The organism is Pseudomonas sp. LB3P93, assembly GCF_054898025.1.
Genome location: NZ_CM142713.1, coordinates 1413846 through 1435158, shown reverse-complemented (window position 1 = coordinate 1435158; position 21313 = coordinate 1413846). Strand labels below are relative to the sequence as shown.

Here is a 21313-nt window from a genome sequence, read left to right as displayed (position 1 = left end):
CGATGGAGTGGCCTGCTTTATATTTCACGACCCAACTGCCAGAAACCGGCCAGGTCATACTCAATTGCGCCCATAACCCCTTTTTGGTGTTGTTGGCTTATGTGGTCGCCTGTGCGACCGGCTTCGCCACACTGGACATCACCGAACGGGTCGGCCATGCCGAAAAACCCGCGTCCCAGCGTCTCTGGCGCTGGGTCGGTGCCGCGTGCCTGGCGGGCGGGATCTGGGCCATGCACTTCATCAGCATGCTGGCCTTCCAGGCGCCGATCGAAATCCATTACCAGTTGCCCATCACCCTGATCTCACTGTTATTCGCGTTGACCGCCTCGTGGCTGGCGATGCACACCCTCAGCCATCCACATCCGAGTTTCTGGCAAACCCTGCGGGCCGCGGTGTGGATCGGTCTGGGTATTGCGACCATGCACTACGTAGGGATGGCCGCCATGCAATCGAATGCGACGGCCTATTACAACCCCGGCCTGTTCGCCCTCTCCATCGTGATCGCGATTGGCGCCAGCCTGGCCGCCCTGTTGATTTCCCGTCACCTGCGCGAAGGCAGCGGCGTGGCTCATCAACTGCTCAAATACACCGCGAGCCTGGTGCTCGGCGCCGGCATCGTCAGCATGCATTTCACCGGCATGGCGGCGCTCAACCTGGTGCTTCCCATCGATAGCCTCCAGCCCCTGCCCGGCGACAACAACCACCTGCAACTGGGATTGACGGTGGCGATGATGACGCTGCTGATCATCGGTAGCAGCATCAGCGCGGCGCTCGCCGACAAGAAGCTGCAACACAAGGAATGCGACCTGCAGCGGGTCAACACCCTGCTCGGCCAGCTGGATCAGGCACGCCTGTCGCTGCAACAAGTGGCGCACTACGACGCGCTGACCAATCTGATCAACCGCCGTGGTTTCAACCAGATTTTCTCCGAAAAACTGCTCGAGAAGACCAACGAAGGCGGCATGCTCGCGGTGATATTCCTCGACATCGACCACTTCAAGCGGATCAACGACAGCCTTGGCCATGACGCCGGCGACGAATTGCTCAAGGTTCTGGCCAGCCATATCAAGAGCTCGGTACGCAGCCACGACGAGGTGGTTTCGCGCTTCGGCGGGGACGAGTTCTGCATCCTTATCGGCCTGCATGACCGTGAAGAAGCACGGCACCTGGCCCAGCGCATCATGCTGAAAATGAAAGAGCCCATCGAGCTGGCCGGACGCAGCATGGTCATGACCACCAGCATCGGCATCAGCGTGTTTCCGCAGGATGGCACGACCTGCGAGGAGCTGCTGAAGAACGCCGACCTGGCGCTGTACCAATCCAAGGGCAGCGGGCGCAACGGGCTGCATTTTTTCAGCCCACACATGAAAACCCGTGCCACGCTGGAGCTGCAACTCGAAGAAGAACTGCGGCACGCCCTGCACAATGACGACGGATTGATCCTCTATTACCAGCCGATCTACGAGCTGAAAACCGGGCAGGTCACCAAACTCGAAGCGCTGATTCGCTGGCAACACCCGGTTCACGGGTTGCTGGCACCGGATCGATTCATTGCCATTGCCGAGGCCAACGGCCTGATTGCCGAACTGGACAATTGGGTGTTGCGCAAGGCCTGCGAGGATCTTGGCGAGCTGTCCCGTCAAGGGCGTGAAAATCTCAAGATCGCCGTGAATTGCTCGCCGCTGAACCTCGCCCGCGAGGATCTGGCCGATGAAATCGAAAACGCCCTGCGCATCGCCGGGGTGGCACCGCACCGGCTGGAGCTGGAGGTGACTGAAAACGCGCTGATGGGCAACCTCGCCAACACCCTGGTGCTGCTCAAGCAGATCCGCTCCCTCGGGGTCTCACTGTCGATCGACGACTTCGGCACTGGTTATTCATCCCTGGCCTACCTCAAGCGCCTGCCGCTGAACACACTGAAAATCGACCGTTCGTTCATTCAGGACGTCCCCAAGGCCACCCAGGACATGGAGATCGTCCACGCCATTATCATCATGGCCCACACCCTGCATTTACAGGTCATCAGCGAGGGCGTCGAAACGTCCGAGCAATATGACTTTCTCGAACGCCAGGGCTGCGATTTCGTTCAGGGCCATCTGCTCAGCCGTCCGGTGCCTATGGCCGAGCTGCATGCGGTACTGGAGGAGATCAATCAGCGCAAACACGCACGCAGTGTCAGTCCTCTGAGCCTGGCGTGCGGTACAACTGCACTAACGTCGACGGATCCTTTTCCAAAAAGCCCTGGCCCCCATGCAGGCGCATCAGTTGTGCGGCCAATCCGCTGATCGGCGTGGCCGACCCCTGTTCGCGGGAGAATTTCACCGCGGTGTCGAGGTCTTTGAGCAGCGTGCGCACGTGCCACTTCACTGGCTCGAAACGACTCTCGGCCATTTGCGGGGCAAGGATCTGCAACGGTCTTGAATCGGCGAACCCTCCCGCCAGCGCCTCGGCGATCAGGCTGGCGTCAACCCCGGAACGCTCGGCCAGCGCCACCACTTCAGCAATTACCAGCGCATTGCAGGCCACGATCATCTGATTGCAGGCTTTGGTCACCTGCCCGGCGCCGACTCCGCCCATGTGCGTCACCCGTTGACCGAGGTTCAACAGCACCGGCCTGACGCGCTCAAGGTCTGCCGCTTCGCCGCCGACCATAATCGCCAGACTGCCCGCCTCGGCGCCGACGACCCCGCCGGACACCGGAGCGTCCAGCCAGTGCATGCCGCATTGGCTGACAAGCGCCGAGGCCATTTCCCGCGTTGCTGTCGGTTCCAGACTGGAAAAATCCACCAGCAACTGACCACTTATCGCCCCCTCGGCAATGCCGGCCGGGCCGAAAACCACCTCGCGCACCACCGCCGTGTCCGCCAGGCACAGCATCACCACGTCGGCGTGCTGGCATAGTTCAGCCGCTGTCGCCACTTGCCGGGCGCCGGCCTCGACCAACGCTGCGCACTTGGCCGGATTGCGATTCCACACCGTCAGCGGATACCCCGCCGCCAACAGGCGCCGACACATGGGTAAGCCCATCAGGCCGATCCCGGCAAAACCCAACGAAGGTAGAATTGACATCATTTAGCCTCCTTTTGATTAAAGATCGCCGAATATTGGCCGATTCATCATGACTAAGGAAAGGATTCCCCCGAGTGATGCTCAGGCTTTGACCCTGACGCTTGGGCAAAATACGCGCTAAAAAAGCCGCGAGTTCCTATTCCGTGAAGGTTCGACGACACCGTGTCGGCGAGCTAACCAGCCCAGGTACATGGCGCCCAATGACTTCTAAAAATAATCCGGCCACTACGGTTTCCGATCTGACACTGAGTCCCGCGGCAAACAGCCCCTCATCGTCGAAGCCATTGATCCCGTCGCGTCCGCTGGCCAGTCAGCAATACCTGTATTTCACCGAAACCAACACCGACCGCATCCTCGATAACCTCGATGGCCTGCGCGACATGGTGTTCCCGCGCCCACCGCATCTGGAAGGCGACAACGAACAGCACAACGACCAGGAATTCCCCTCGGTGTGCCTGATCGGTCTGGGACGTTGCGGTTCCAACATTGCGCTGGACGTCGCGGAGCTGGTGTACAACGCCCGCAAGTTCTACCTCAACGAATTCAATAACGAAGACCGTCTGTCGCCGGACAAACGCTACGCCGAAAAGGGTTACAGCCCGGCACAATGGATCCGCAACAACCTGCGCCTGGGGCCGAACAAGGCCACCAAGCCGGTGTTCCTGGTCGAGCCGCTGGTGATGCTCGGCGACCTGGACAAAGACATCGCCGGACGCATCCGCTTCTCGCGCAAGGGCGAAAAGAGCGGCTTCCTGCGCGACTACAGCAAAATGAAGATCATGGACTTGTCGGAAGTCCACGCCGGTGGCGCCGGTAACGCGCCGATCCTCGGTCAGTACCTGGCCAAGATCATCCTGAACAAGGACACCCAGCGTTTCTCCAGCCCTGACTGGAAGATGATTCACTCGTACCTGATCGACAGCTGCGGCATCAAGGCCAACCAGTCGCGCCTGTATTTCTCGATCTTCAGTGCCGGCGGCGGTACCGGTTCGGGCATGGCTTCGGAGTTCGGCCTGGCCCAGCAGCACTCGTACATGAACAAGACGTTCGACACCAAGCCGATGGATGAACACGACGGCAAGAGCGGTCACTCCTTCGTCTTCGAGCCGATCTTCACCAGCGGCATCTGTGTGCTGCCGAACATTTCCGATCACCGCAGTGAAATGTCCGAGGCGCTGCACATCAACGCCGGTCGCCTGCTGTGCAAATACCTGTCGGAAGAGTGGGACTTCTCCTACAACTTCGCCAACGAAGACAGCAGCGAAGCCAGCGTCATGGGCCGTATTCGCCCATGGAACGCCATGATGCTGATCTCCAACGACATCATGCGTTATGCCGAAGAAAGCGATGACGGCAACATCCAGAACATCGACGTCAACGCGATGGAAAAGCACGCCAACCAATACATCTCACAGCAGATCTTCAACATTCTGACGGCGCAGGCGGTCACGACCGACTACGACCAGAACTATTTCCGTCGTGCCGGTATCGACATCGGCGAAACCATTCGCCTCGACGCCAACGACCTTTTCATGAGTCTGGCCGGCCCGGTGGCGATTGCCTACGCCGAATCCGTGGTGCCGGAAACCCCGCCGCCTAGCAGCGACAAGTTCAAGGTGTTCGAGAAAGAGCCACAGCGTCTGAACATCGACGACTTGTTCTTCCGCTCCATCGACCTGCCGCACTTCAACAAAGTGACCCAAGCGATCGAAGGCATCAGCCTGCTGCCGATCGAGTCCAAGCGTTATCGCGCCTCGCTGGAGCAGTACAAGAATTCCGGTTATGACGCGGCTGCGTTGCACGACCTGCACTTCTTCAAGAACTGCTCGTCGGTGGTCTCGATCGTTTCGTTGCCCAAAGACTACAAGCTGTCCTACATGGACCTGAACCGGTTGAAGACTCACCTCAACAGCCTGTTCCCGAACACCACGCTCAAGCGTTATGCGCTGGTGATCGGCGCGTCGGCCAACTTGTCGTTGACCACCCTGATCGCGAAGAGCCCGTGCCTGTCGGACGACTTCCTGACGCTGATCGTGGCGTTCATCAAGCGCTGCTTCGCGAAAAACCCGTACCGCTTCGACGACACGCTGGATAACTCGATCCTGGACTTCATCATCAATGAAGACTTCGACGAAGACCTGATCGACGACTTGCTCAATGAGTTCGAGAACCCGGCGAAGATCCTCGACACCAACTGGTACGCGATCAAGCCGATGTACGAGAAGAAGTACCGCGAACTGATCAACGACAAGGACAAGTTTGTCTCGATCAACGACATTCGCTTGTCGCGTGATTGCGTGAAGAAGGCGATCAAGTACCTGCGTGAGATCTACCGTCACCGGATTGGCAAGACCAAGGTTATTTCGCTGAATAACCATACTGGCAAGACGTTTACCGTCTGACCTGACACCGCGTCGCGGCGGATCGCTGGCAAGCCAGCTCCCACAGATTTTGTGTCGATCACAAATGCTGTATTCGACACGGACACTGTGGGAGCTGGCTTGCCAACGATGACGGCTTCACATTCAACACAAATTCCAACATCCAGAAACAATTAAGCAGCCCAAAGGCTGCTCAATAAACTGTTCCCGTTACGTTTACGTCACCCTCGCCAAGACCCTTCTGTGGCCTTTCTCTACGGCAACGTGCCATCACGCTACTCACCTACACACTTTTAGTCGCCCGACACGCGCACCAATAAAGTGCAGGCAGTCAGCTCGTCGCCCTTTCCTGGATCAGAATCCACGGCGAAACCACCACTGCCCACAGCTCGGGGTCGCGCTCGAAAAGATCCAGCGCCCGTGTTTCAGACAGCTTGGCGACCGTGTCGGCAGCCAGCCAGGCAGCCACTTTCTCGCCTTCATCCGTGGCCACCGCTTCGGCGGCGGCGATCAAATCCAGGCCGGGATCGACCCACAATAGGGCACCCTTGGCGAAGAAGGGCTCCAACTCTTTCCACGTAATAGATGCGGTTTCACCAAGCAGCTTGGCATAGAGGGTGCTAGGTTCTTTATTCATGGGCGCTGTCCGGAAAAGAAATCGACGCGAATGATAACGTCGGTGGTCTGGCAGCAAAACCCGGATGCAATTGAGTCACCGAAAGAAAAAGAGCAGGAAAGCCAGGGAATGCTGCTGAATCAAGCAATTAGCCAGCTAACATCCCGCCGCTATTCTGTCTTTTTCTTTCAATAAAGCGACACCCTCTGGTTTTGCCCCCTGGCGCCAGCTTCCCAGGCTAACAATTGGCGCTCTACACTGTACCGGTACAGTTGCCGGGGGCATTTTCCGGAGGATATCGAAGATATCTGACCCGGTTCTGCTGCTACGGCGCCAGGACTATAAAAACTACAACAGTAAGAGTGGAGCACTATGACTAAGGCTACTAAGCAGATTTCCAAACTGTTTGCCGCTATGGTTCTGGCCGGGGTTGCCAGCCATTCGTTCGCAGCTGACACCATCAAGATCGGCATCGCCGGCCCTAAAACCGGTCCTGTAGCCCAATACGGCGACATGCAGTTCAGTGGCGCCAAAATGGCCATTGAACAGATCAACGCCAAAGGCGGCGTAGACGGCAAGCAACTGGTCGCCGTTGAATACGATGACGCCTGTGATCCAAAACAAGCGGTAGCGGTCGCGAACAAAGTCGTCAACGACGGCGTCAAGTTCGTGGTCGGTCACCTGTGCTCCAGCTCCACTCAACCGGCTTCGGACATTTACGAAGACGAAGGCGTGATCATGATCACCCCGGCTGCCACCAGCCCGGACATCACCGCCCGTGGTTACAAAATGGTGTTCCGCACCATCGGTCTGGACAGCGCCCAAGGCCCTGCCGCCGGTAACTACATCGCCGACTTCGTAAAACCGAAGATCGTTGCTGTTCTGCACGACAAACAGCAATACGGTGAAGGCATTGCCACCGCCGTGAAGAAAACCCTGGAAGGCAAAAACGTCAAGGTTGCCGTTTTCGAAGGCATCAACGCCGGCGACAAAGACTTCTCTTCGATGATCTCCAAGCTCAAGCAAGCCAACGTCGACTTCGTCTACTACGGCGGCTACCACCCGGAGCTGGGTCTGATCCTGCGTCAAGCACAGGAAAAAGGCCTGAAAGCCAAGTTCATGGGTCCGGAAGGCGTGGGTAACGACTCCATTTCGCAGATCGCCAAAGACGCTTCCGAAGGTCTGCTGGTAACCCTGCCGAAATCCTTCGACCAGGATCCGGCCAACATCGCCCTGGCTGATGCGTTCAAAGCGAAGAAAGAAGACCCGAGCGGTCCGTTCGTGTTCCCGGCCTACTCGGCTGTGACCGTGATTGCTGACGGCATCAAGGCTGCCAAGTCCGAAGACACTGCCAAAGTGGCTGCTGCCATCCACGCAGGCACCTTCAAGACGCCTACCGGCGACTTGGCCTTCGACGACAAGGGCGACCTGAAAGACTTCAAATTTGTGGTTTACGAGTGGCACTTCGGCAAACCAAAAACTGAAGCCAAGCCTCAGTAAGGCGTTGCCTGACTGACTGCCAATAAAGCCCACGGCGTGCCGTGGGCTTTGTTTTACGAACGTATTGGGCCGCGCTGGCGTGATCCGCCAGTCTCCCCACCTGAAAATCTCAAAACCGTCATCAGCGGTTCGCTGGCAAACCTCGCGTTCGAAGTGGATGCAGATCCACGGGGCTCGAGCGGGAAAATGACTCCACCAGTGAAATGCGTATCAGGTTTTTAGGAGCGCTGTAATGCCTGACATCTATCACTTCTTCCAACAACTGGTTAATGGTCTGACCATTGGCAGTACGTATGCCCTGATCGCCATCGGCTATACGATGGTTTACGGCATCATTGGAATGATCAACTTCGCCCACGGCGAGGTGTACATGATCGGCTCCTACGTGGCGTTCATCGCCATCGCCGGGCTGGCCATGCTGGGACTCGACAGCGTTCCGCTGTTGATGACTGCCGCTTTCCTCGCGACCATCGTCGTGACCAGTGCCTACGGTTACAGCATCGAACGGATCGCCTACCGCCCCCTGCGCGGCAGCAACCGTCTGATCCCGCTGATCTCCGCCATCGGCATGTCGATCTTCCTGCAGAACACGGTTCTGCTGGCGCAAGACTCCAAGGACAAATCCATCCCCAACCTGATCCCGGGCAACTTTGCATTCGGGCCAGGTGGCGCACATGAAGTGCTGATTTCCTACATGCAAATCGTGGTGTTCGTGGTGACGTTGCTCGCCATGCTCGGCCTGACGCTGTTCATCTCACGCTCTCGCCTGGGTCGCGCCTGCCGCGCCTGCGCCGAAGACATCAAGATGGCCAACCTGCTGGGTATCAACACCAACAACATCATCGCCCTGACCTTCGTCATCGGTGCCGCCCTGGCGGCCATCGCGGCCGTGCTGTTGAGCATGCAATACGGCGTGATCAACCCGAACGCCGGTTTCCTCGTCGGCCTCAAGGCCTTCACCGCCGCGGTTCTGGGCGGTATCGGCAGCATCCCTGGCGCCATGCTCGGCGGGCTGGTGCTCGGTGTCGCGGAAGCGTTCGGTGCCGATATCTTCGGCGACCAGTACAAGGACGTCGTGGCGTTCGGTCTGCTGGTTCTGGTGTTGTTGTTCCGGCCAACCGGCCTGCTGGGCCGTCCGGAGGTTGAGAAAGTATGACTAGGAATCTTAAACAGGCGTTGTTCAGCGCCTTGCTGGTGTGGGCCGTTGCCTACCCGGTACTGGGTCTGAAACTGACCATCGTCGGCATCAACCTCGAAGTCCATGGCACCAGCGATGCAACGCTGATCACCATCGCCGTGTGCTCGGTGCTGATGTTCCTGCGTGTGCTGTTCGATCAGCAGATCAGCTCGGCCTGGCGCTCGTCGCCAAACATGCCGCTGATCCCAGCCAAGGCCAGTAACTTCCTGACCCTGCCGACCACTCAGCGCTGGATCATCATTGCGTTGATCGCCGGCGCCCTGGTCTGGCCGTTCTTCGGCTCTCGCGGTGCGGTGGATATCGCCACTTTGGTGTTGATCTACGTGATGCTCGGCCTGGGCCTGAACATCGTGGTCGGTCTGGCCGGTCTGCTCGACCTGGGTTACGTCGGCTTCTATGCCGTCGGTGCCTACAGTTATGCGCTGCTGTCGCACTACTACGGTTTGAGCTTCTGGATCTGCCTGCCGATCGCCGGCCTGATGGCGGCCACCTTCGGCTTCCTGCTCGGCTTCCCGGTCCTGCGTCTGCGCGGTGACTACCTGGCGATCGTGACCCTGGGCTTCGGTGAAATCATCCGTCTGTTCCTGCGTAACCTGACCGGTCTCACCGGTGGCCCGAACGGCATCAGCAACATCGAGAAGCCAACGTTCTTCGGCCTGACCTTCGAGCGTAAAGCGGCCGAAGGCATGCAGACCTTCCACGAGTACTTCGGCATCGCTTACAACTCGATCAACAAGGTAATTTTCCTGTACCTGGTTGCCCTGTTGCTGGCCCTTGGCGCGCTGTTCGTCATCAACCGCTTGCTGCGCATGCCGCTGGGTCGTGCCTGGGAAGCGTTGCGTGAAGACGAAATCGCCTGCCGTGCGCTGGGTCTCAACCCTACGGTCATCAAGCTCTCGGCCTTCACCCTGGGCGCCAGCTTCGCCGGTTTTGCCGGCAGCTTCTTCGCTGCCCGTCAGGGCCTGGTGACACCGGAGTCGTTCACCTTCATCGAGTCGGCGATCATTCTCGCCATCGTCGTATTGGGTGGCATGGGCTCGCAGCTGGGCGTGATCCTCGCGGCCGTGGTGATGATCCTGTTGCCGGAAATGATGCGTGAGTTCAGTGAATACCGCATGTTGATGTTCGGCGCCTTGATGGTGCTGATGATGATCTGGCGACCTCAAGGCCTGCTGCCCATGCAACGTCCTCACATGGAGCTGCGCAAATGAGCCGCGAGATCCTTAAAGTCGAAAATCTGAGCATGCGCTTCGGCGGCTTGCTGGCGGTCAACGGCGTGGCCCTGACCGTGAAAGAAAAACAGGTAGTTGCGTTGATCGGCCCTAACGGCGCCGGCAAAACCACCGTGTTCAACTGCCTGACCGGTTTCTACAAGCCGAGTGGCGGCAGAATCCTCCTGGACGGCGAGCCGATCGAAGGCCTGCCGGGCCACAAGATCGCCCTCAAAGGCGTGGTGCGCACCTTCCAGAACGTGCGGTTGTTCAAGGACATGACTGCGGTCGAGAACCTTTTGATCGCGCAGCACCGTCACCTGAACACCAACTTCCTGTCCGGCCTGTTCAAGACCCCGTCGTTCCGCAAAAGCGAACGCGAGGCCATGGAATTTGCCGAGTTCTGGCTGGACAAGGTCAACCTCACGCAGTTCGCCAACCGTCCGGCCGGCACGTTGGCCTACGGTCAGCAACGTCGTCTGGAAATCGCCCGCTGCATGATGACCCGCCCGCGGATCCTCATGCTCGACGAACCGGCCGCCGGCCTGAACCCGAAGGAAACCGAGGACCTGAAAGCGCTGATCAGCATGCTGCGTGAAGAGCACAACGTCACCGTGCTGCTGATTGAACATGACATGAAACTGGTCATGAGCATTTCCGACCACATCGTCGTGATCAACCAGGGCACCCCGCTGGCCGACGGCACGCCGGAACAGATCCGCGACAATCCTGAAGTGATCAAAGCCTACCTGGGGGAAGCGTAAATGCTGCAATTCGAAAACGTTTCCACCTTCTACGGCAAGATCCAGGCGCTGCACAGCGTCAACGTCGAAGTCCGCCAGGGCGAGATCGTGACCCTGATTGGCGCCAACGGTGCCGGCAAGTCGACCCTGCTGATGACCCTCTGCGGCTCGCCGCAAGCCCACAGCGGCAGCATCCGCTACATGGGTGAAGAGCTCGTCGGCCAGGACTCGTCGCAGATCATGCGTAAAAGCATTGCGGTGGTGCCGGAAGGTCGTCGGGTGTTTGCCCGCCTGACCGTGGAAGAGAACCTGTCCATGGGCGGATTCTTCACCAACAAGGGCGATTATCAGGAACAGATGGACAAGGTCCTCGGACTTTTCCCACGCCTGAAAGAACGCTTTGCCCAACGCGGCGGCACCATGTCCGGCGGCGAACAGCAAATGCTCGCCATCGGCCGTGCGCTGATGAGCAAACCCAAACTGCTGCTGCTCGACGAGCCATCGTTGGGCCTGGCACCGATCATCATCCAGCAGATCTTCGACATCATCGAACAGCTGCGCAAGGATGGCGTGACCGTGTTTCTGGTAGAGCAGAACGCTAACCAGGCGCTTAAAATTGCCGACCGTGCCTACGTTCTGGAGAACGGCCGGGTGGTGATGACAGGCACTGGCGAAGCACTGCTGACTGATCCGAAAGTGCGCGAGGCGTATCTGGGTGGTTGAGTCTTTGCGGTAAACAGAAAACGGCCTTCGGGCCGTTTTTTTGTGCCAGACACAAACTCGCTAACGATGAAAATCCCCTGTGGGAGTGAGTCTGCTCCGGGCGGCGTTCCGACGATAGCGGTGTGTCAGTCAACAAAACTGTTGAATCTGAAACAGCTATCGTCGGAACGCCGCCCGGAGCAGGCTCACTCCCACAAGGGATTTGTGTTGTTTGGGATTGCCGTGTTCTGCACATTTCAAAAAAAGTTTGCAGTCAGCTGTAACGCATCGCGATGACCTCTCTCTAGTGGGGTAAGCAAGCACAAACGCTTGCCAAACCAAGACCACTTTCGGAGAAACATCATGACTGCTACCACCCGCACCCTGTCCGCCACCGCCCTCGTTCTGGCCCTCGGTTCTGCGCTGAGCATGGCCGCTGTCTCCACCGTCCAGGCCGCCGACAACAGCAACATGGAAAAATGTTTCGGCGTGGCCATGAAAGGTCATAACGATTGCGCCGCCGGTGCTGGCACCACGTGCGCAGGCACCGCGAAAACCGACCACCAGACCAACGCCTGGAAATTCGTTCCAAAAGGCACCTGCGCCACCACCGAAAGCAAGACCTCGCCGACCGGTTTCGGTCAGATGGAAGCCTTCAAAGCCAAAGCCTGATCTGCCTCCCAGCCTGAGTGTCGACCATGAACAATCTACCGTTCGGGCTCCCGCCCCGCGCCGGGCTGGGGCTCAAGACCGGGCACTTTCGTGAAGTGCTCGGTGCACAACCGGACATCGGCTTCTTCGAAGTCCACGCCGAAAACTACATGGTGGCCGGCGGCCCTTTTCATCACTATCTGGGGTTGATCCGCGAGCAGTATCCGCTGTCGCTGCATGGCGTTGGCCTGTCCATCGGTGCCGAAGGTCCGCTGGACCTTCAACACCTGCAACGCCTTGCCGAGCTGATCAAGCGCTATCAACCTCACTCCTTTTCCGAACACCTGGCTTGGTCCAGCCATGGCCCGGTGTTCCTCAATGACCTGCTGCCTCTGGCTTACGACAACGCCACGCTGAGCCGCGTCTGCGAACACATCGATCAGGTGCAAACCACGCTCAAACGCCCAATGCTGCTGGAGAACCCGGCGACGTACCTGGCGTTCAAGCGCTCGACGATCGATGAAGCCGACTTCATCAGCGAAGTCATTCGCCGCACCGGTTGCGGGTTATTGCTGGACGTGAACAACGTCTATGTGTCGAGCATCAATCATCAACGCGATCCCTTGGCCTACATCGACGCCCTGCCCCTTCACGCGGTCGGTGAAATTCATCTGGCCGGATTTGCCGAAGACACTGACAGCCTCGGTGACCGTCTGCTGATCGACGATCACGGTGCCCCCATCGACAACGCCGTGTGGGCGTTGTACGTGCAAGTGCTGGAGCGCGTCGGTCCGATGGCGACATTGATCGAACGCGACAATCAGTTGCCGGCCTTCAGCGTGCTGCACGCCGAAGCGCGTCAGGCCGATGAGTTGTTGCTGTGCGCCGAGAGCCGGCCATGAGCAATCAAGCCGATTTCGCCGCCGCCCTGCTCAATCCGCAACGGCCCTGCCCCGACGGATTATTCAGCGCAAATGGCGCCGATCCAGCCAGCCGTTTTGCGGTGTATCGCAACAACGTGCAGAGCTCGTTGATCAACGTACTGGCGGACAGTTATCCCGTGGTTTTGCAATTGGTCGGCGAGGAGTTTTTCCGCGCCATGGGCGGGATCTATGTGCATAGCACCCCGCCACGGAGTCCGTTGATGAATGGCTACGGCGATGATTTCGCAGCCTTCATCGAAGGCTTTGCGCCCGCAGCCAGCGTGCCTTATCTGGCCGATGTCGCCCGACTGGAGCGCCTGCGAGTCATGGCCTATCACGCGGCCGATGCGCAAGGCGTGGGTCATGAACAGATCGCCGCAGCGCTCGCCGATCCGCAAGCCCTGAGCGAGTTCACCGTCGAACTTCATCCCTCCCTCAACCTGTTGAGTTCAGCCTGTGCCGTGGTCGCGATCTGGGCTGCGCATCAACAGGACGCGACGCTGGCGGGGATTGATCTGGACCTTGGGCAACACGCACTGGTGCTGCGTAACGGTCTGGACGTTGAAGTATTTGCCATCGAACACGGCGCCAGCGCATTCATTCAGAACCTGCAAAACGGCCAGTCACTGATGCAGGCGCTGGAAGCGGCGCCCGCCTTCGACCTTAGCCAAACCCTGGCGCTGCTGATCAGCCGTAACGCCATCACTCATTTACACAACAACAAGGTATCGTCATGAACACCCGGACTGAATCACGGAACCCCATTACCCGCGCCATCGCGTTACTGGAGATGATTCCCCACAGCCTGATCGCCTTTATTGCGCGCTTCTCCATCGCCGCGGTGTTCTGGAAGTCCGGGCAAACCAAGGTCGAAGGCTTGGCCATCGACCTGTTCGACGGTTCCTTCCAGCTGGGCGTGCCACACCTGGCGGACTCAACCATCCCGCTATTTCAGAGCGAGTACCACGTGCCGTTGCTGTCCCCGGAACTGGCGGCGCACCTGGCAGCCTTCGCCGAGCATTTCTTCCCGATGCTGATCCTGATCGGCTTCGCCACGCGGTTTTCGGCGTTGGCCCTGCTAGGCATGACCCTGACCATTCAACTGTTTGTGTACCCCGATGCTTATCCAACCCATGGCACTTGGGCGGCCGTGTTGCTGTACCTGATGGCGACCGGGCCGGGGAAATTGTCGATTGATCATCTGATTGCCCGACATTTCACCCGCTAACGCAGCCCTATGTAGCAGCTGCCGCAGGCTGCGTTCGAACGCGAAGCGGTCGCAAAGCCCAGAAATACGGTTCACCTGACAAACCGCAGCGACTGATTTCACGTCTGCTGCGCAGCCGAACGCAGCCCTCGGCAGCTGCTACAAAGTCCGTGCAAAGTTAAAGACGGGCCAACGCCTCGCCGCTGCGTTTGAACCAGTCAATCAAGTAGTCCGCCAACACTTGAGTGCGTTTTGGCAGGCCGCCCTGATACGGATGAACCAGGTACATCGGCATGCTCCGCGTCTGATAATCGCGCAGGAGCCATCGCAATCGTCCGTCAGCCAATTCCGCTTGCAGCAGGTAAGAAGGCAACCGCGCAATGCCGGCGCCGGCCAGTGCGGCTTTTTTCAGCAGGTTGTAGTGATTGCTGGCGAACGGCCCCGAGACCCGCACCCGCAGCAATTCGTGCTGCTGGTGATAAAGCCATTCTTCGCGACCACTGTAATGGCTGTTGAGCAGACAGCGATGCTCGGCCAACGCCTGGGGCGTCTGCGGCTCTCCGTATTGTTCGAGATAGGCCGGGCTGGCGCATGTCATTTCGTGCCAGGCCAACAGCGGACGCGCGACCAGTCGTTGGTCATTGGCCACTTCGGATCGGATGGCCAAGTCAAAACCGTCTCGGGACAAATCGTGAAAGCTGTTGTTGAGGTCCAGCTCGATCTGCACTTGGGGATACTGGCGGGAAAACTCCAGCAACAAACCATCGAAGAACGTTTCCCCCAGCGATACCGGAACCGTCATGCGCACCGGCCCGGCCATGTCGTCCTTCAACCGCGCCAATGCCTGACGCGCCTTCTCGACTTGTACGACCAGCGCCTGAGCTTGAGGCAACAGCGCCGCGCCTGCCGCCGTCAAACTCAAACGGCGGGTGGTGCGTTGCAGCAGGACCACGGAGAACCGTGTTTCCAGCAGGCTGATGCGCTTGGACAGCTGCCCCTTGCTGCAGCCCAATTGCTGCGCCGCCAAGGTGAAACTGCCCGCTTCGATCAACACCGCGAACGCCGCCAGATCATCCATCTCGCTCATGGATTGTTTCCATTTGAAAACCAAAGGTTGCCTATTAGCGCGCTTATCAACAGAAAAAACCACTCTAGACTGCAACCTCGTTCAACCACTTCGAGGAACAGCACGATGAAAATTCTTTTGATAGGCGCAGGCGGCACCATCGGTTCAGCGGTCGACAAAGAGCTGTCCCAGCGTCACGAAATCATCCGCATCGGCCGTAACAGCGGCGACTTCAACGTTGATATCAGCGACAGCGCCTCGATCCGCAAGCTGTTCGAGCAAACCGGCAAGTTCGATGCCCTGGTCTGCGCTGCCGGCAACGTCACCTTTGCGCCGCTGGATGAAATGACCGAAGAAAGTTTTGCGCTGGGCCTGAAAGACAAGCTGATGGGCCAGGTCAATCTGCTGCTGATCGGACGTGAATTCGCCAATGACGGCGCCTCGTTCACCTTCACCACTGGCGTGCTCAGCCACGACCCGATTCGCAGCGGCGCCTCGGCTGCATTGGTCAACGGTGCGCTGGACAGCTTCGTCCGTGCGGCGGCCATCGAACTGCCACGCGGCCTGCGGGTAAACTCGATCAGCCCAACCGTGCTGGTCGAAGCCATGGGCAGTTACGCGCCGTACTTCCGTGGTTACAAGCCGGTTCCGGCAGCGGATGTGGCATTGGCCTACGCCAAAAGCGTCGAGGGCCTACAGACCGGGAAGACCTTTCACGTCGGCTGACACACCACAACCTGTAGGAGCCGGCTTGCTGGCGATAGCGGTGTATCAGCCAACATTTCTTTTGAATGTTACTCCGCCATCGCCAGCAAGCCGGCTCCTACAGGTGGGTTAACCTGCCTCCGCGGGGTTGTGATGAACGGTCAGGCTGCGTAACGTGGCGGCACTTGTCTGGAGTGCCAAAGATGCGTGTTGCCCGTTCCTTAGTCCTTGTTGCCCTGCTTCCGTTGTTCGCCGCCTGCCAGTTGCTGGATGGCCCGCGTGAAAATGCCTCCCACGTGGGCCAGACCCGCATGCAGGGTCAGTTGACGGCGGCGGACGGCAAGCTGCTGTTCCAGCCGTGCAATGAGCAGCGCAGTTATGTGGTCAATGACACCGGCGGCACTAGCGTCCTGCAAGAGGCTGCGTCCCTCGCCGATGCTCAGGGCAAGCTGTTCGCCGACGTGCGTGGGAACATCGTTGCCGATAGCCGCCTGGACCTGGAGCAGTTGTACCGCGTCGAACGTTCGGGCACCGCGTGCGATGATCCCAATTTCAAACTGCTGATCCTGCGCGCCGCCGGCCACTCGCCCGAGTGGAACGTCAAGGTCAGCGGCAAAGGCATGGTCATCGACCGCGCCGGTCAGCCCCCCCTGGCCGTGCCGTACGTTGAAGAACAACTGGGCGATGGCCGCTTCAATCTCAGCACCGAAGCCAATAACCAGCACATCGAACTGTGGGTCGCGCCGCAACGCTGCGTCGACAGCACCACCGGCAGCGTCCAGCACATGAGCGCCGAGCTGCGCATCGATGGTCAGGTGCAACGCGGTTGCGGGTATTTCGGCGGCTCGCGCAACGACTGATCGCTTTTGCCTCACGGGAACGGCGTTTGGGGCTTATAATCGCCGCCTTCAAACGCCTTGGCGCAGTTGTGCGCCCCGCGAACCGGATCCTGTCATGTTACGAATCACCGAACTCAAGTTGCCGATCGACCATCCCGAAGAAGACCTGCGCCCTGCCATCGTGCAGCGCCTGGGCATCGCCAGCGATGACCTGCTCGATTTCACCTTGTTCAAGCGCAGCTACGATGCGCGCAAAAAGTCCTCTGAACTGTGCTTCATCTACACCATCGACCTCAACGTTCGCGATGAGGCCGCGGTGCTGCACACGTTCGCCGATGACCGTAACGTCAACGTGGCGCCGGATGTCAGCTACAAGGTTGTCGGCCAGGCGCCGGCTGATCTCGAGCAACGTCCCGTCGTCGTGGGTTTCGGTCCGTGCGGGATTTTCGCCGGGCTGCTGCTGGCGCAAATGGGCTTCAAGCCGATCATCCTCGAACGTGGCACCGAAGTGCGCCAGCGCACTAAAGACACTTGGGGCCTGTGGCGTAAAAGCGTGCTTAACCCTGAGTCCAACGTGCAATTTGGCGAAGGCGGCGCGGGGACGTTCTCCGACGGCAAGCTCTACAGCCAGATCAAGGACCCGAAATTCATCGGTCGCAAAGTCCTGCACGAGTTCGTCAAGGCCGGTGCGCCGGAAGAAATCCTCTACGTCAGCAAACCGCACATCGGTACGTTCCGCCTGACCGGCGTTGTGGAAAACATGCGTGAGCAGATTCGCGCGCTGGGCGGCGAAGTGCGCTTCCAGCAGCGGGTCACCGACGTGTTGATCGAGGACGGCCAACTGGTCGGCGTCGAGCTCAACGGCGGCGAACAGATTCATTCGAAACACGTGATTCTGGCCCTTGGTCACAGCGCTCGGGACACCTTCCGCATGCTCCACGGCCGTGGCGTGTTCATGGAAGCCAAGCCGTTCTCGGTGGGCTTCCGCATTGAGCACCCGCAGTCGCTGATCGACCGTGCGCGCCTGGGCAAATACGCCGGCCACCCGAAGCTCGGGGCTGCCGACTACAAACTGGTGCACCACGCCAAGAACGGCCGTTCGGTCTACAGCTTCTGCATGTGCCCGGGCGGCACCGTGGTGGCGGCAACGTCCGAACCGGGCCGCGTGGTCACCAACGGCATGAGCCAGTACTCGCGTAACGAGCGCAACGCCAACTCCGGAATCGTCGTCGGGATCACCCCGGAAGTCGATTACCCGGGCGGCCCGCTGGCGGGTATCGAGTTGCAGGAGCGCCTGGAATCCCACGCCTTTGTGCTGGGCGGCAGCAACTACGAAGCGCCGGCGCAACTGGTTGGCGATTTCATTGCGGGCAAACCGTCCACCGAGTTGGGCAGCGTTGAACCGTCCTACAAACCAGGCGTTGCGTTGGGTGATCTGGCGCTGGCTCTGCCCGCGTTCGCGATTGAAGCGATTCGTGAAGCACTGCCCGCATTCGAGAAGCAGATTCGCGGCTACTCGCTGCACGACGCGGTGTTGACCGGGATCGAAACGCGCACCTCGTCGCCGCTGCGGATTACCCGTAACGAGTCGATGCAAAGCCTGAACGTCAAGGGCCTGTTCCCGGCGGGTGAAGGCGCGGGTTATGCGGGCGGGATTCTGTCGGCGGGTGTCGATGGCATTCGCATCGCCGAAGCCGTCGCCCGCGATATCCTCGGCCTCGAGGCCTGATACAACTCCTTTGGCACAACACAAAACCTGTGGGAGCCGGGCTTGCCCGCGATGGCGGTGGATCAGTCAACATCTCTGTTGAATTTGAATCCGTCATCGCGGGCAAGTCGGATCGCCGCACCGCCGGCTCCCACAAGGACTTTCAGCGTCTGAGAGATTTTAGATATTGGCGCGCAATACGGTATCCGGCAACGGCTCTCCACGCTCCACACTCGCCGCCACAACATCCATCAACCCACTCAACTCGTACCCCTGGGCCTTCAGCCAGTCCTGATCGTAATAGCTGGTCTCATAACGCTCGCCGCCATCGCACAGAATCGCCACGATCGATCCCGACTCCCCCGCTGCCGCCATCTGCCCCGCCGCCATCAAGGCGCCGATCAGATTGGTCCCGCTCGACCCGCCGACACGACGACCCAAGTGCTGCGCCAGGTAATGCATGGCCGCCAGCGACAACGCATCCGGCACCTTGACCATCGCATCAATCACCTTGGGCAAAAACGAAGCCTCGACCCGTGGCCGGCCAATGCCTTCAATCCGCGAACCATGATCCAGTCGCAGCATGGCATCGCCGGTCTTGTAGTAATCGAAGAACACCGAACGCTCGGCATCGGCGCACAACACGCGGGTGCAATGCTGGCGATAACGCACGTATCGACCGAGGGTCGCGGTGGTGCCGCCGGTGCCAGGGCTGGAAATCAGCCAGCTCGGTTCCGGGTGCCGCTCGAAACGCATCTGCTGGAAGATCGACTCGGCGATGTTGTTGTTCGCCCGCCAGTCGGTGGCACGTTCGGCGTAGGTGAACTGATCGATGAAATGCCCGTCATGCTCGCGAGCCAGACGCTCGGATTCGGCGTAGATCTGCGTCGGATCGTCGACCAGATGACTCTTGCCGCCGTAAAAAGCGATCTGCGCGATCTTCTCTTTGGACGTGGTCGCCGGCATCACCGCAATGAACGGCAACCCCAGCAACCTGGCGAAGTACGCCTCGGAGATCGCCGTCGAACCACTGGACGCTTCAATCACCGGCGCGCCGGGTTTGAGCCAGCCGTTACACAAGGCGTAGAGGAACAACGAGCGCGCCAACCGATGCTTGAGGCTGCCGGTGGGGTGGCTGGACTCATCCTTGAAATACAACTCGATACCCGGAAAACCCGGCAGCGGCAAGGGGATCAGGTGGGTGTCGGCGCTGCGCTGGAAGTCGGCTTCGATGATCCGGATGGCTTCGCGGGCCCACTGTCGGTTGTCGCTCATGATGGTTTTCTCGTTGAATCGGACAAGAGTCGGCCTTGTCGCAAGGCTCAGCCAATAAGCTTAGGAAAAATCCCACGCCACGCACAGATACAGCTGAGGCCCAATACGTCTGGCAACTGCTAGGCTCAGGTCCGTGCCGGCCCTTCGCGTTGTAACGGCATATAACAAAAAAGAATATAACTTTTGTTTTAACAACTAACGGTACGGGTTAGGGTGTGCCACCTTTTTGATTATTCGATGGAGAGCGACCTTGCCTCTGCGTAGCACTTTCACGCGTTTCTTTCAGTTGGAAGCTGCCAGCGGTCTGTTATTGATCGCTGCGGCAGCCCTGGCTTTGATCATCAACAACTCCCCGTTGTCGTGGCTTTACAGCAGCTTTCTGGACACGCCCGTGGTGGCGCAGGTCGGGGCGCTGCAAATCGCCAAACCGGCGCTGCTGTGGATCAACGACGGCCTGATGGCGCTGTTCTTCCTGCTGATCGGCCTGGAAGTGAAGCGCGAAGTCCTCGACGGTCAACTGTCGAAACCTTCGCAGATCGTCCTGCCCGGCGCGGCAGCGATTGGCGGCATGGTGGTTCCGGCGCTGCTCTACTGGTTTCTCAATCGTGACAACCCGGCCGCCCTGAGTGGCTGGGCCATCCCGATGGCCACCGACATCGCCTTCGCCCTCGGCGTCCTCGCCCTGCTGGGCAAGCGCGTGCCGGTGTCGCTGAAACTGTTCCTGATGACCCTCGCGATCATCGACGACCTCGGCGCCATCATCGTCATTGCGATCTTCTATTCCGGCACGTTGTCGACGCTTTCCCTGGCATTGGCCGCAAGCTGCATCGTCGCGTTGATCGCAATGAACCGGCTCGGCGTGGTCAAGCTCGGGCCGTACATGATCATCGGCTTGATCCTCTGGGTCTGCGTGCTCAAGAGCGGTGTCCACGCGACACTGGCCGGTGTGACCCTGGCGTTCTGCATTCCGTTGCGCACGAAAAACGCCGAACCGTCGCCGCTGCTGACCCTCGAACACGCCCTGCATCCCTGGGTGGCCTACGGCATCCTGCCGCTGTTCGCCTTCGCCAACGCCGGCCTGTCCCTGAGTGGCGTGACCATGGAGAGCTTCACCCACGATGTGCCGATGGGCATCGCGGTGGGCCTGCTGCTGGGCAAGACCCTCGGTGTGTTCGGCCTGACCTGGCTGGCCGTGAAAATCGGCATCGCCGCCCTGCCCCAAGGTGCCAACTGGGGCCAGGTACTGGGTGTGGCGATCCTCTGCGGAATCGGCTTCACCATGAGTTTGTTTGTCGGGTCCCTGGCGTTTGAGCCGGGTGTCAGCGAATACGCCGGGATGGACAGGATGGGCATTCTGACCGGTTCGATTCTGGCGGCCTTGATCGGTTATGCGGTGACGGCGGCAGCGAGTCGCAAGCGCACCGCGCTGCCATCCTGAGTGATAGAGAACACTCTTAACGACATTCAGGATTCGTCCTACAGCCACGTTTGACCTCGTTCGTTAACGTCGCACAGTCCC

General features: G+C 59.4%; 19 protein-coding genes. 15 read left to right on the top strand and 4 right to left on the bottom strand.

What is annotated here, in order from left to right:
- Positions 1 to 2 precede the first annotated feature (2 nt).
- Positions 3 to 2285, top strand: coding sequence for a putative bifunctional diguanylate cyclase/phosphodiesterase (locus tag ACYZT8_RS06310; protein WP_461980012.1), 2283 nt, complete (start codon positions 3 to 5; stop codon positions 2283 to 2285).
- On the opposite strand, the gene ACYZT8_RS06305 is transcribed toward ACYZT8_RS06310, so the two are convergent.
- The gene (locus tag ACYZT8_RS06305) at positions 2176 to 3072 is read right to left on the bottom strand and encodes an NAD(P)-dependent oxidoreductase (RefSeq protein WP_461980011.1); all 897 of its coding nucleotides are present in this window, start codon (positions 3070 to 3072) and stop codon (positions 2176 to 2178) included. The two genes, ACYZT8_RS06310 and ACYZT8_RS06305, sit on opposite strands and share 110 nt — an antisense overlap.
- Before the next feature lie 197 nt (positions 3073 to 3269).
- Between ACYZT8_RS06305 and ACYZT8_RS06300 the strand changes: the two genes are divergently transcribed.
- Complete coding sequence (locus ACYZT8_RS06300; RefSeq protein WP_461980010.1) at positions 3270 to 5471, top strand: hypothetical protein; 2202 nt, start codon at positions 3270 to 3272, stop codon at positions 5469 to 5471.
- A 310-nt stretch (positions 5472 to 5781) separates the two neighbouring features.
- Here the strand turns inward: ACYZT8_RS06300 and ACYZT8_RS06295 are convergent, their stop codons facing one another.
- On the bottom strand, positions 5782 to 6087 hold the full coding sequence (locus ACYZT8_RS06295) for a DUF2288 domain-containing protein (RefSeq protein WP_461957533.1): 306 nt from the start codon (positions 6085 to 6087) through the stop codon (positions 5782 to 5784).
- Between the two features lie 351 nt (positions 6088 to 6438).
- Between ACYZT8_RS06295 and ACYZT8_RS06290 the strand changes: the two genes are divergently transcribed.
- From ACYZT8_RS06290 to ACYZT8_RS06250, 9 genes are all read left to right on the top strand, one after another.
- The gene (locus ACYZT8_RS06290; RefSeq protein ID WP_461980009.1) at positions 6439 to 7566 is read left to right on the top strand and encodes a branched-chain amino acid ABC transporter substrate-binding protein; all 1128 of its coding nucleotides are present in this window, start codon (positions 6439 to 6441) and stop codon (positions 7564 to 7566) included.
- Positions 7567 to 7798: 232 nt separating this feature from the next.
- Positions 7799 to 8722: a high-affinity branched-chain amino acid ABC transporter permease LivH gene (gene livH, locus ACYZT8_RS06285; RefSeq protein WP_461980008.1), complete on the top strand. Its 924-nt coding sequence runs from the start codon at positions 7799 to 7801 to the stop codon at positions 8720 to 8722.
- Positions 8719 to 9975, top strand: coding sequence for a high-affinity branched-chain amino acid ABC transporter permease LivM (locus tag ACYZT8_RS06280; RefSeq protein ID WP_461980007.1), 1257 nt, complete (start codon positions 8719 to 8721; stop codon positions 9973 to 9975). The genes livH and ACYZT8_RS06280 overlap by 4 nt, the downstream gene beginning before the upstream one ends.
- A complete protein-coding gene (gene livG, locus ACYZT8_RS06275; RefSeq protein WP_461980006.1) occupies positions 9972 to 10739 on the top strand; it encodes a high-affinity branched-chain amino acid ABC transporter ATP-binding protein LivG in 768 nt (255 codons plus the stop codon). The genes ACYZT8_RS06280 and livG overlap by 4 nt, the downstream gene beginning before the upstream one ends.
- Complete coding sequence (locus tag ACYZT8_RS06270; RefSeq protein WP_083374874.1) at positions 10740 to 11441, top strand: ABC transporter ATP-binding protein; 702 nt, start codon at positions 10740 to 10742, stop codon at positions 11439 to 11441.
- Between the two features lie 342 nt (positions 11442 to 11783).
- Positions 11784 to 12092 (top strand): BufA1 family periplasmic bufferin-type metallophore, encoded by a 309-nt coding sequence (locus ACYZT8_RS06265; RefSeq protein WP_461980005.1) that lies wholly within the window; start codon positions 11784 to 11786, stop codon positions 12090 to 12092.
- A 26-nt stretch (positions 12093 to 12118) separates the two neighbouring features.
- Positions 12119 to 12973 carry an MNIO family bufferin maturase gene (gene bufB / locus ACYZT8_RS06260; protein WP_461980004.1) on the top strand — a complete coding sequence of 285 codons (855 nt, stop codon included), beginning with the start codon at positions 12119 to 12121 and terminating at the stop codon, positions 12971 to 12973.
- Positions 12970 to 13731, top strand: coding sequence for an HvfC/BufC N-terminal domain-containing protein (locus tag ACYZT8_RS06255; protein WP_461980003.1), 762 nt, complete (start codon positions 12970 to 12972; stop codon positions 13729 to 13731). Before bufB ends, ACYZT8_RS06255 begins: the two co-directional genes overlap by 4 nt.
- Entirely contained in the window at positions 13728 to 14222 is a 495-nt protein-coding gene (locus ACYZT8_RS06250) for a DoxX family protein (RefSeq protein WP_461980002.1), read from the top strand. The genes ACYZT8_RS06255 and ACYZT8_RS06250 overlap by 4 nt, the downstream gene beginning before the upstream one ends.
- A gap of 157 nt (positions 14223 to 14379) precedes the next feature.
- On the opposite strand, the gene ACYZT8_RS06245 is transcribed toward ACYZT8_RS06250, so the two are convergent.
- Complete coding sequence (locus ACYZT8_RS06245) at positions 14380 to 15288, bottom strand: LysR family transcriptional regulator (protein WP_461980001.1); 909 nt, start codon at positions 15286 to 15288, stop codon at positions 14380 to 14382.
- Positions 15289 to 15393: 105 nt separating this feature from the next.
- Between ACYZT8_RS06245 and ACYZT8_RS06240 the strand changes: the two genes are divergently transcribed.
- From ACYZT8_RS06240 to ACYZT8_RS06230, 3 genes are all read left to right on the top strand, one after another.
- Positions 15394 to 15993, top strand: a complete 600-nt coding sequence (locus ACYZT8_RS06240; RefSeq protein WP_461980000.1) for a short chain dehydrogenase — start codon at positions 15394 to 15396, stop codon at positions 15991 to 15993.
- Positions 15994 to 16175: 182 nt separating this feature from the next.
- Positions 16176 to 16832 (top strand): COG3650 family protein, encoded by a 657-nt coding sequence (locus tag ACYZT8_RS06235; protein ID WP_461979999.1) that lies wholly within the window; start codon positions 16176 to 16178, stop codon positions 16830 to 16832.
- 94 nt (positions 16833 to 16926) lie between these two features.
- On the top strand, positions 16927 to 18540 hold the full coding sequence (locus tag ACYZT8_RS06230; RefSeq protein WP_461979998.1) for an NAD(P)/FAD-dependent oxidoreductase: 1614 nt from the start codon (positions 16927 to 16929) through the stop codon (positions 18538 to 18540).
- 159 nt (positions 18541 to 18699) lie between these two features.
- On the opposite strand, the gene ACYZT8_RS06225 is transcribed toward ACYZT8_RS06230, so the two are convergent.
- On the bottom strand, positions 18700 to 19797 hold the full coding sequence (locus ACYZT8_RS06225; RefSeq protein ID WP_461982382.1) for a PLP-dependent cysteine synthase family protein: 1098 nt from the start codon (positions 19795 to 19797) through the stop codon (positions 18700 to 18702).
- A gap of 247 nt (positions 19798 to 20044) precedes the next feature.
- Here ACYZT8_RS06225 and nhaA point away from each other — a divergent pair, with 247 nt between their 5' ends.
- On the top strand, positions 20045 to 21232 hold the full coding sequence (gene nhaA, locus ACYZT8_RS06220; protein WP_461979997.1) for a Na+/H+ antiporter NhaA: 1188 nt from the start codon (positions 20045 to 20047) through the stop codon (positions 21230 to 21232).
- Positions 21233 to 21313 lie beyond the last annotated feature (81 nt).

Coding starts and splice junctions, on each gene's coding strand:
- livG (WP_461980006.1), top strand. CDS start 9,972: ATGAGCCGCGAGATCCTTAAAGTCGAAAATCTGAGCATGCGCTTCGGC.
- bufB (WP_461980004.1), top strand. CDS start 12,119: ATGAACAATCTACCGTTCGGGCTCCCGCCCCGCGCCGGGCTGGGGCTC.
- ACYZT8_RS06300 (WP_461980010.1), top strand. CDS start 3,270: ATGACTTCTAAAAATAATCCGGCCACTACGGTTTCCGATCTGACACTG.
- ACYZT8_RS06230 (WP_461979998.1), top strand. CDS start 16,927: ATGTTACGAATCACCGAACTCAAGTTGCCGATCGACCATCCCGAAGAA.
- ACYZT8_RS06245 (WP_461980001.1), bottom strand. CDS start 15,288: ATGAGCGAGATGGATGATCTGGCGGCGTTCGCGGTGTTGATCGAAGCG.
- ACYZT8_RS06235 (WP_461979999.1), top strand. CDS start 16,176: ATGCGTGTTGCCCGTTCCTTAGTCCTTGTTGCCCTGCTTCCGTTGTTC.
- ACYZT8_RS06240 (WP_461980000.1), top strand. CDS start 15,394: ATGAAAATTCTTTTGATAGGCGCAGGCGGCACCATCGGTTCAGCGGTC.
- ACYZT8_RS06310 (WP_461980012.1), top strand. CDS start 3: ATGGAGTGGCCTGCTTTATATTTCACGACCCAACTGCCAGAAACCGGC.
- livH (WP_461980008.1), top strand. CDS start 7,799: ATGCCTGACATCTATCACTTCTTCCAACAACTGGTTAATGGTCTGACC.
- ACYZT8_RS06265 (WP_461980005.1), top strand. CDS start 11,784: ATGACTGCTACCACCCGCACCCTGTCCGCCACCGCCCTCGTTCTGGCC.
- ACYZT8_RS06270 (WP_083374874.1), top strand. CDS start 10,740: ATGCTGCAATTCGAAAACGTTTCCACCTTCTACGGCAAGATCCAGGCG.
- ACYZT8_RS06305 (WP_461980011.1), bottom strand. CDS start 3,072: ATGATGTCAATTCTACCTTCGTTGGGTTTTGCCGGGATCGGCCTGATG.
- ACYZT8_RS06255 (WP_461980003.1), top strand. CDS start 12,970: ATGAGCAATCAAGCCGATTTCGCCGCCGCCCTGCTCAATCCGCAACGG.
- ACYZT8_RS06250 (WP_461980002.1), top strand. CDS start 13,728: ATGAACACCCGGACTGAATCACGGAACCCCATTACCCGCGCCATCGCG.
- ACYZT8_RS06295 (WP_461957533.1), bottom strand. CDS start 6,087: ATGAATAAAGAACCTAGCACCCTCTATGCCAAGCTGCTTGGTGAAACC.
- ACYZT8_RS06290 (WP_461980009.1), top strand. CDS start 6,439: ATGACTAAGGCTACTAAGCAGATTTCCAAACTGTTTGCCGCTATGGTT.
- ACYZT8_RS06280 (WP_461980007.1), top strand. CDS start 8,719: ATGACTAGGAATCTTAAACAGGCGTTGTTCAGCGCCTTGCTGGTGTGG.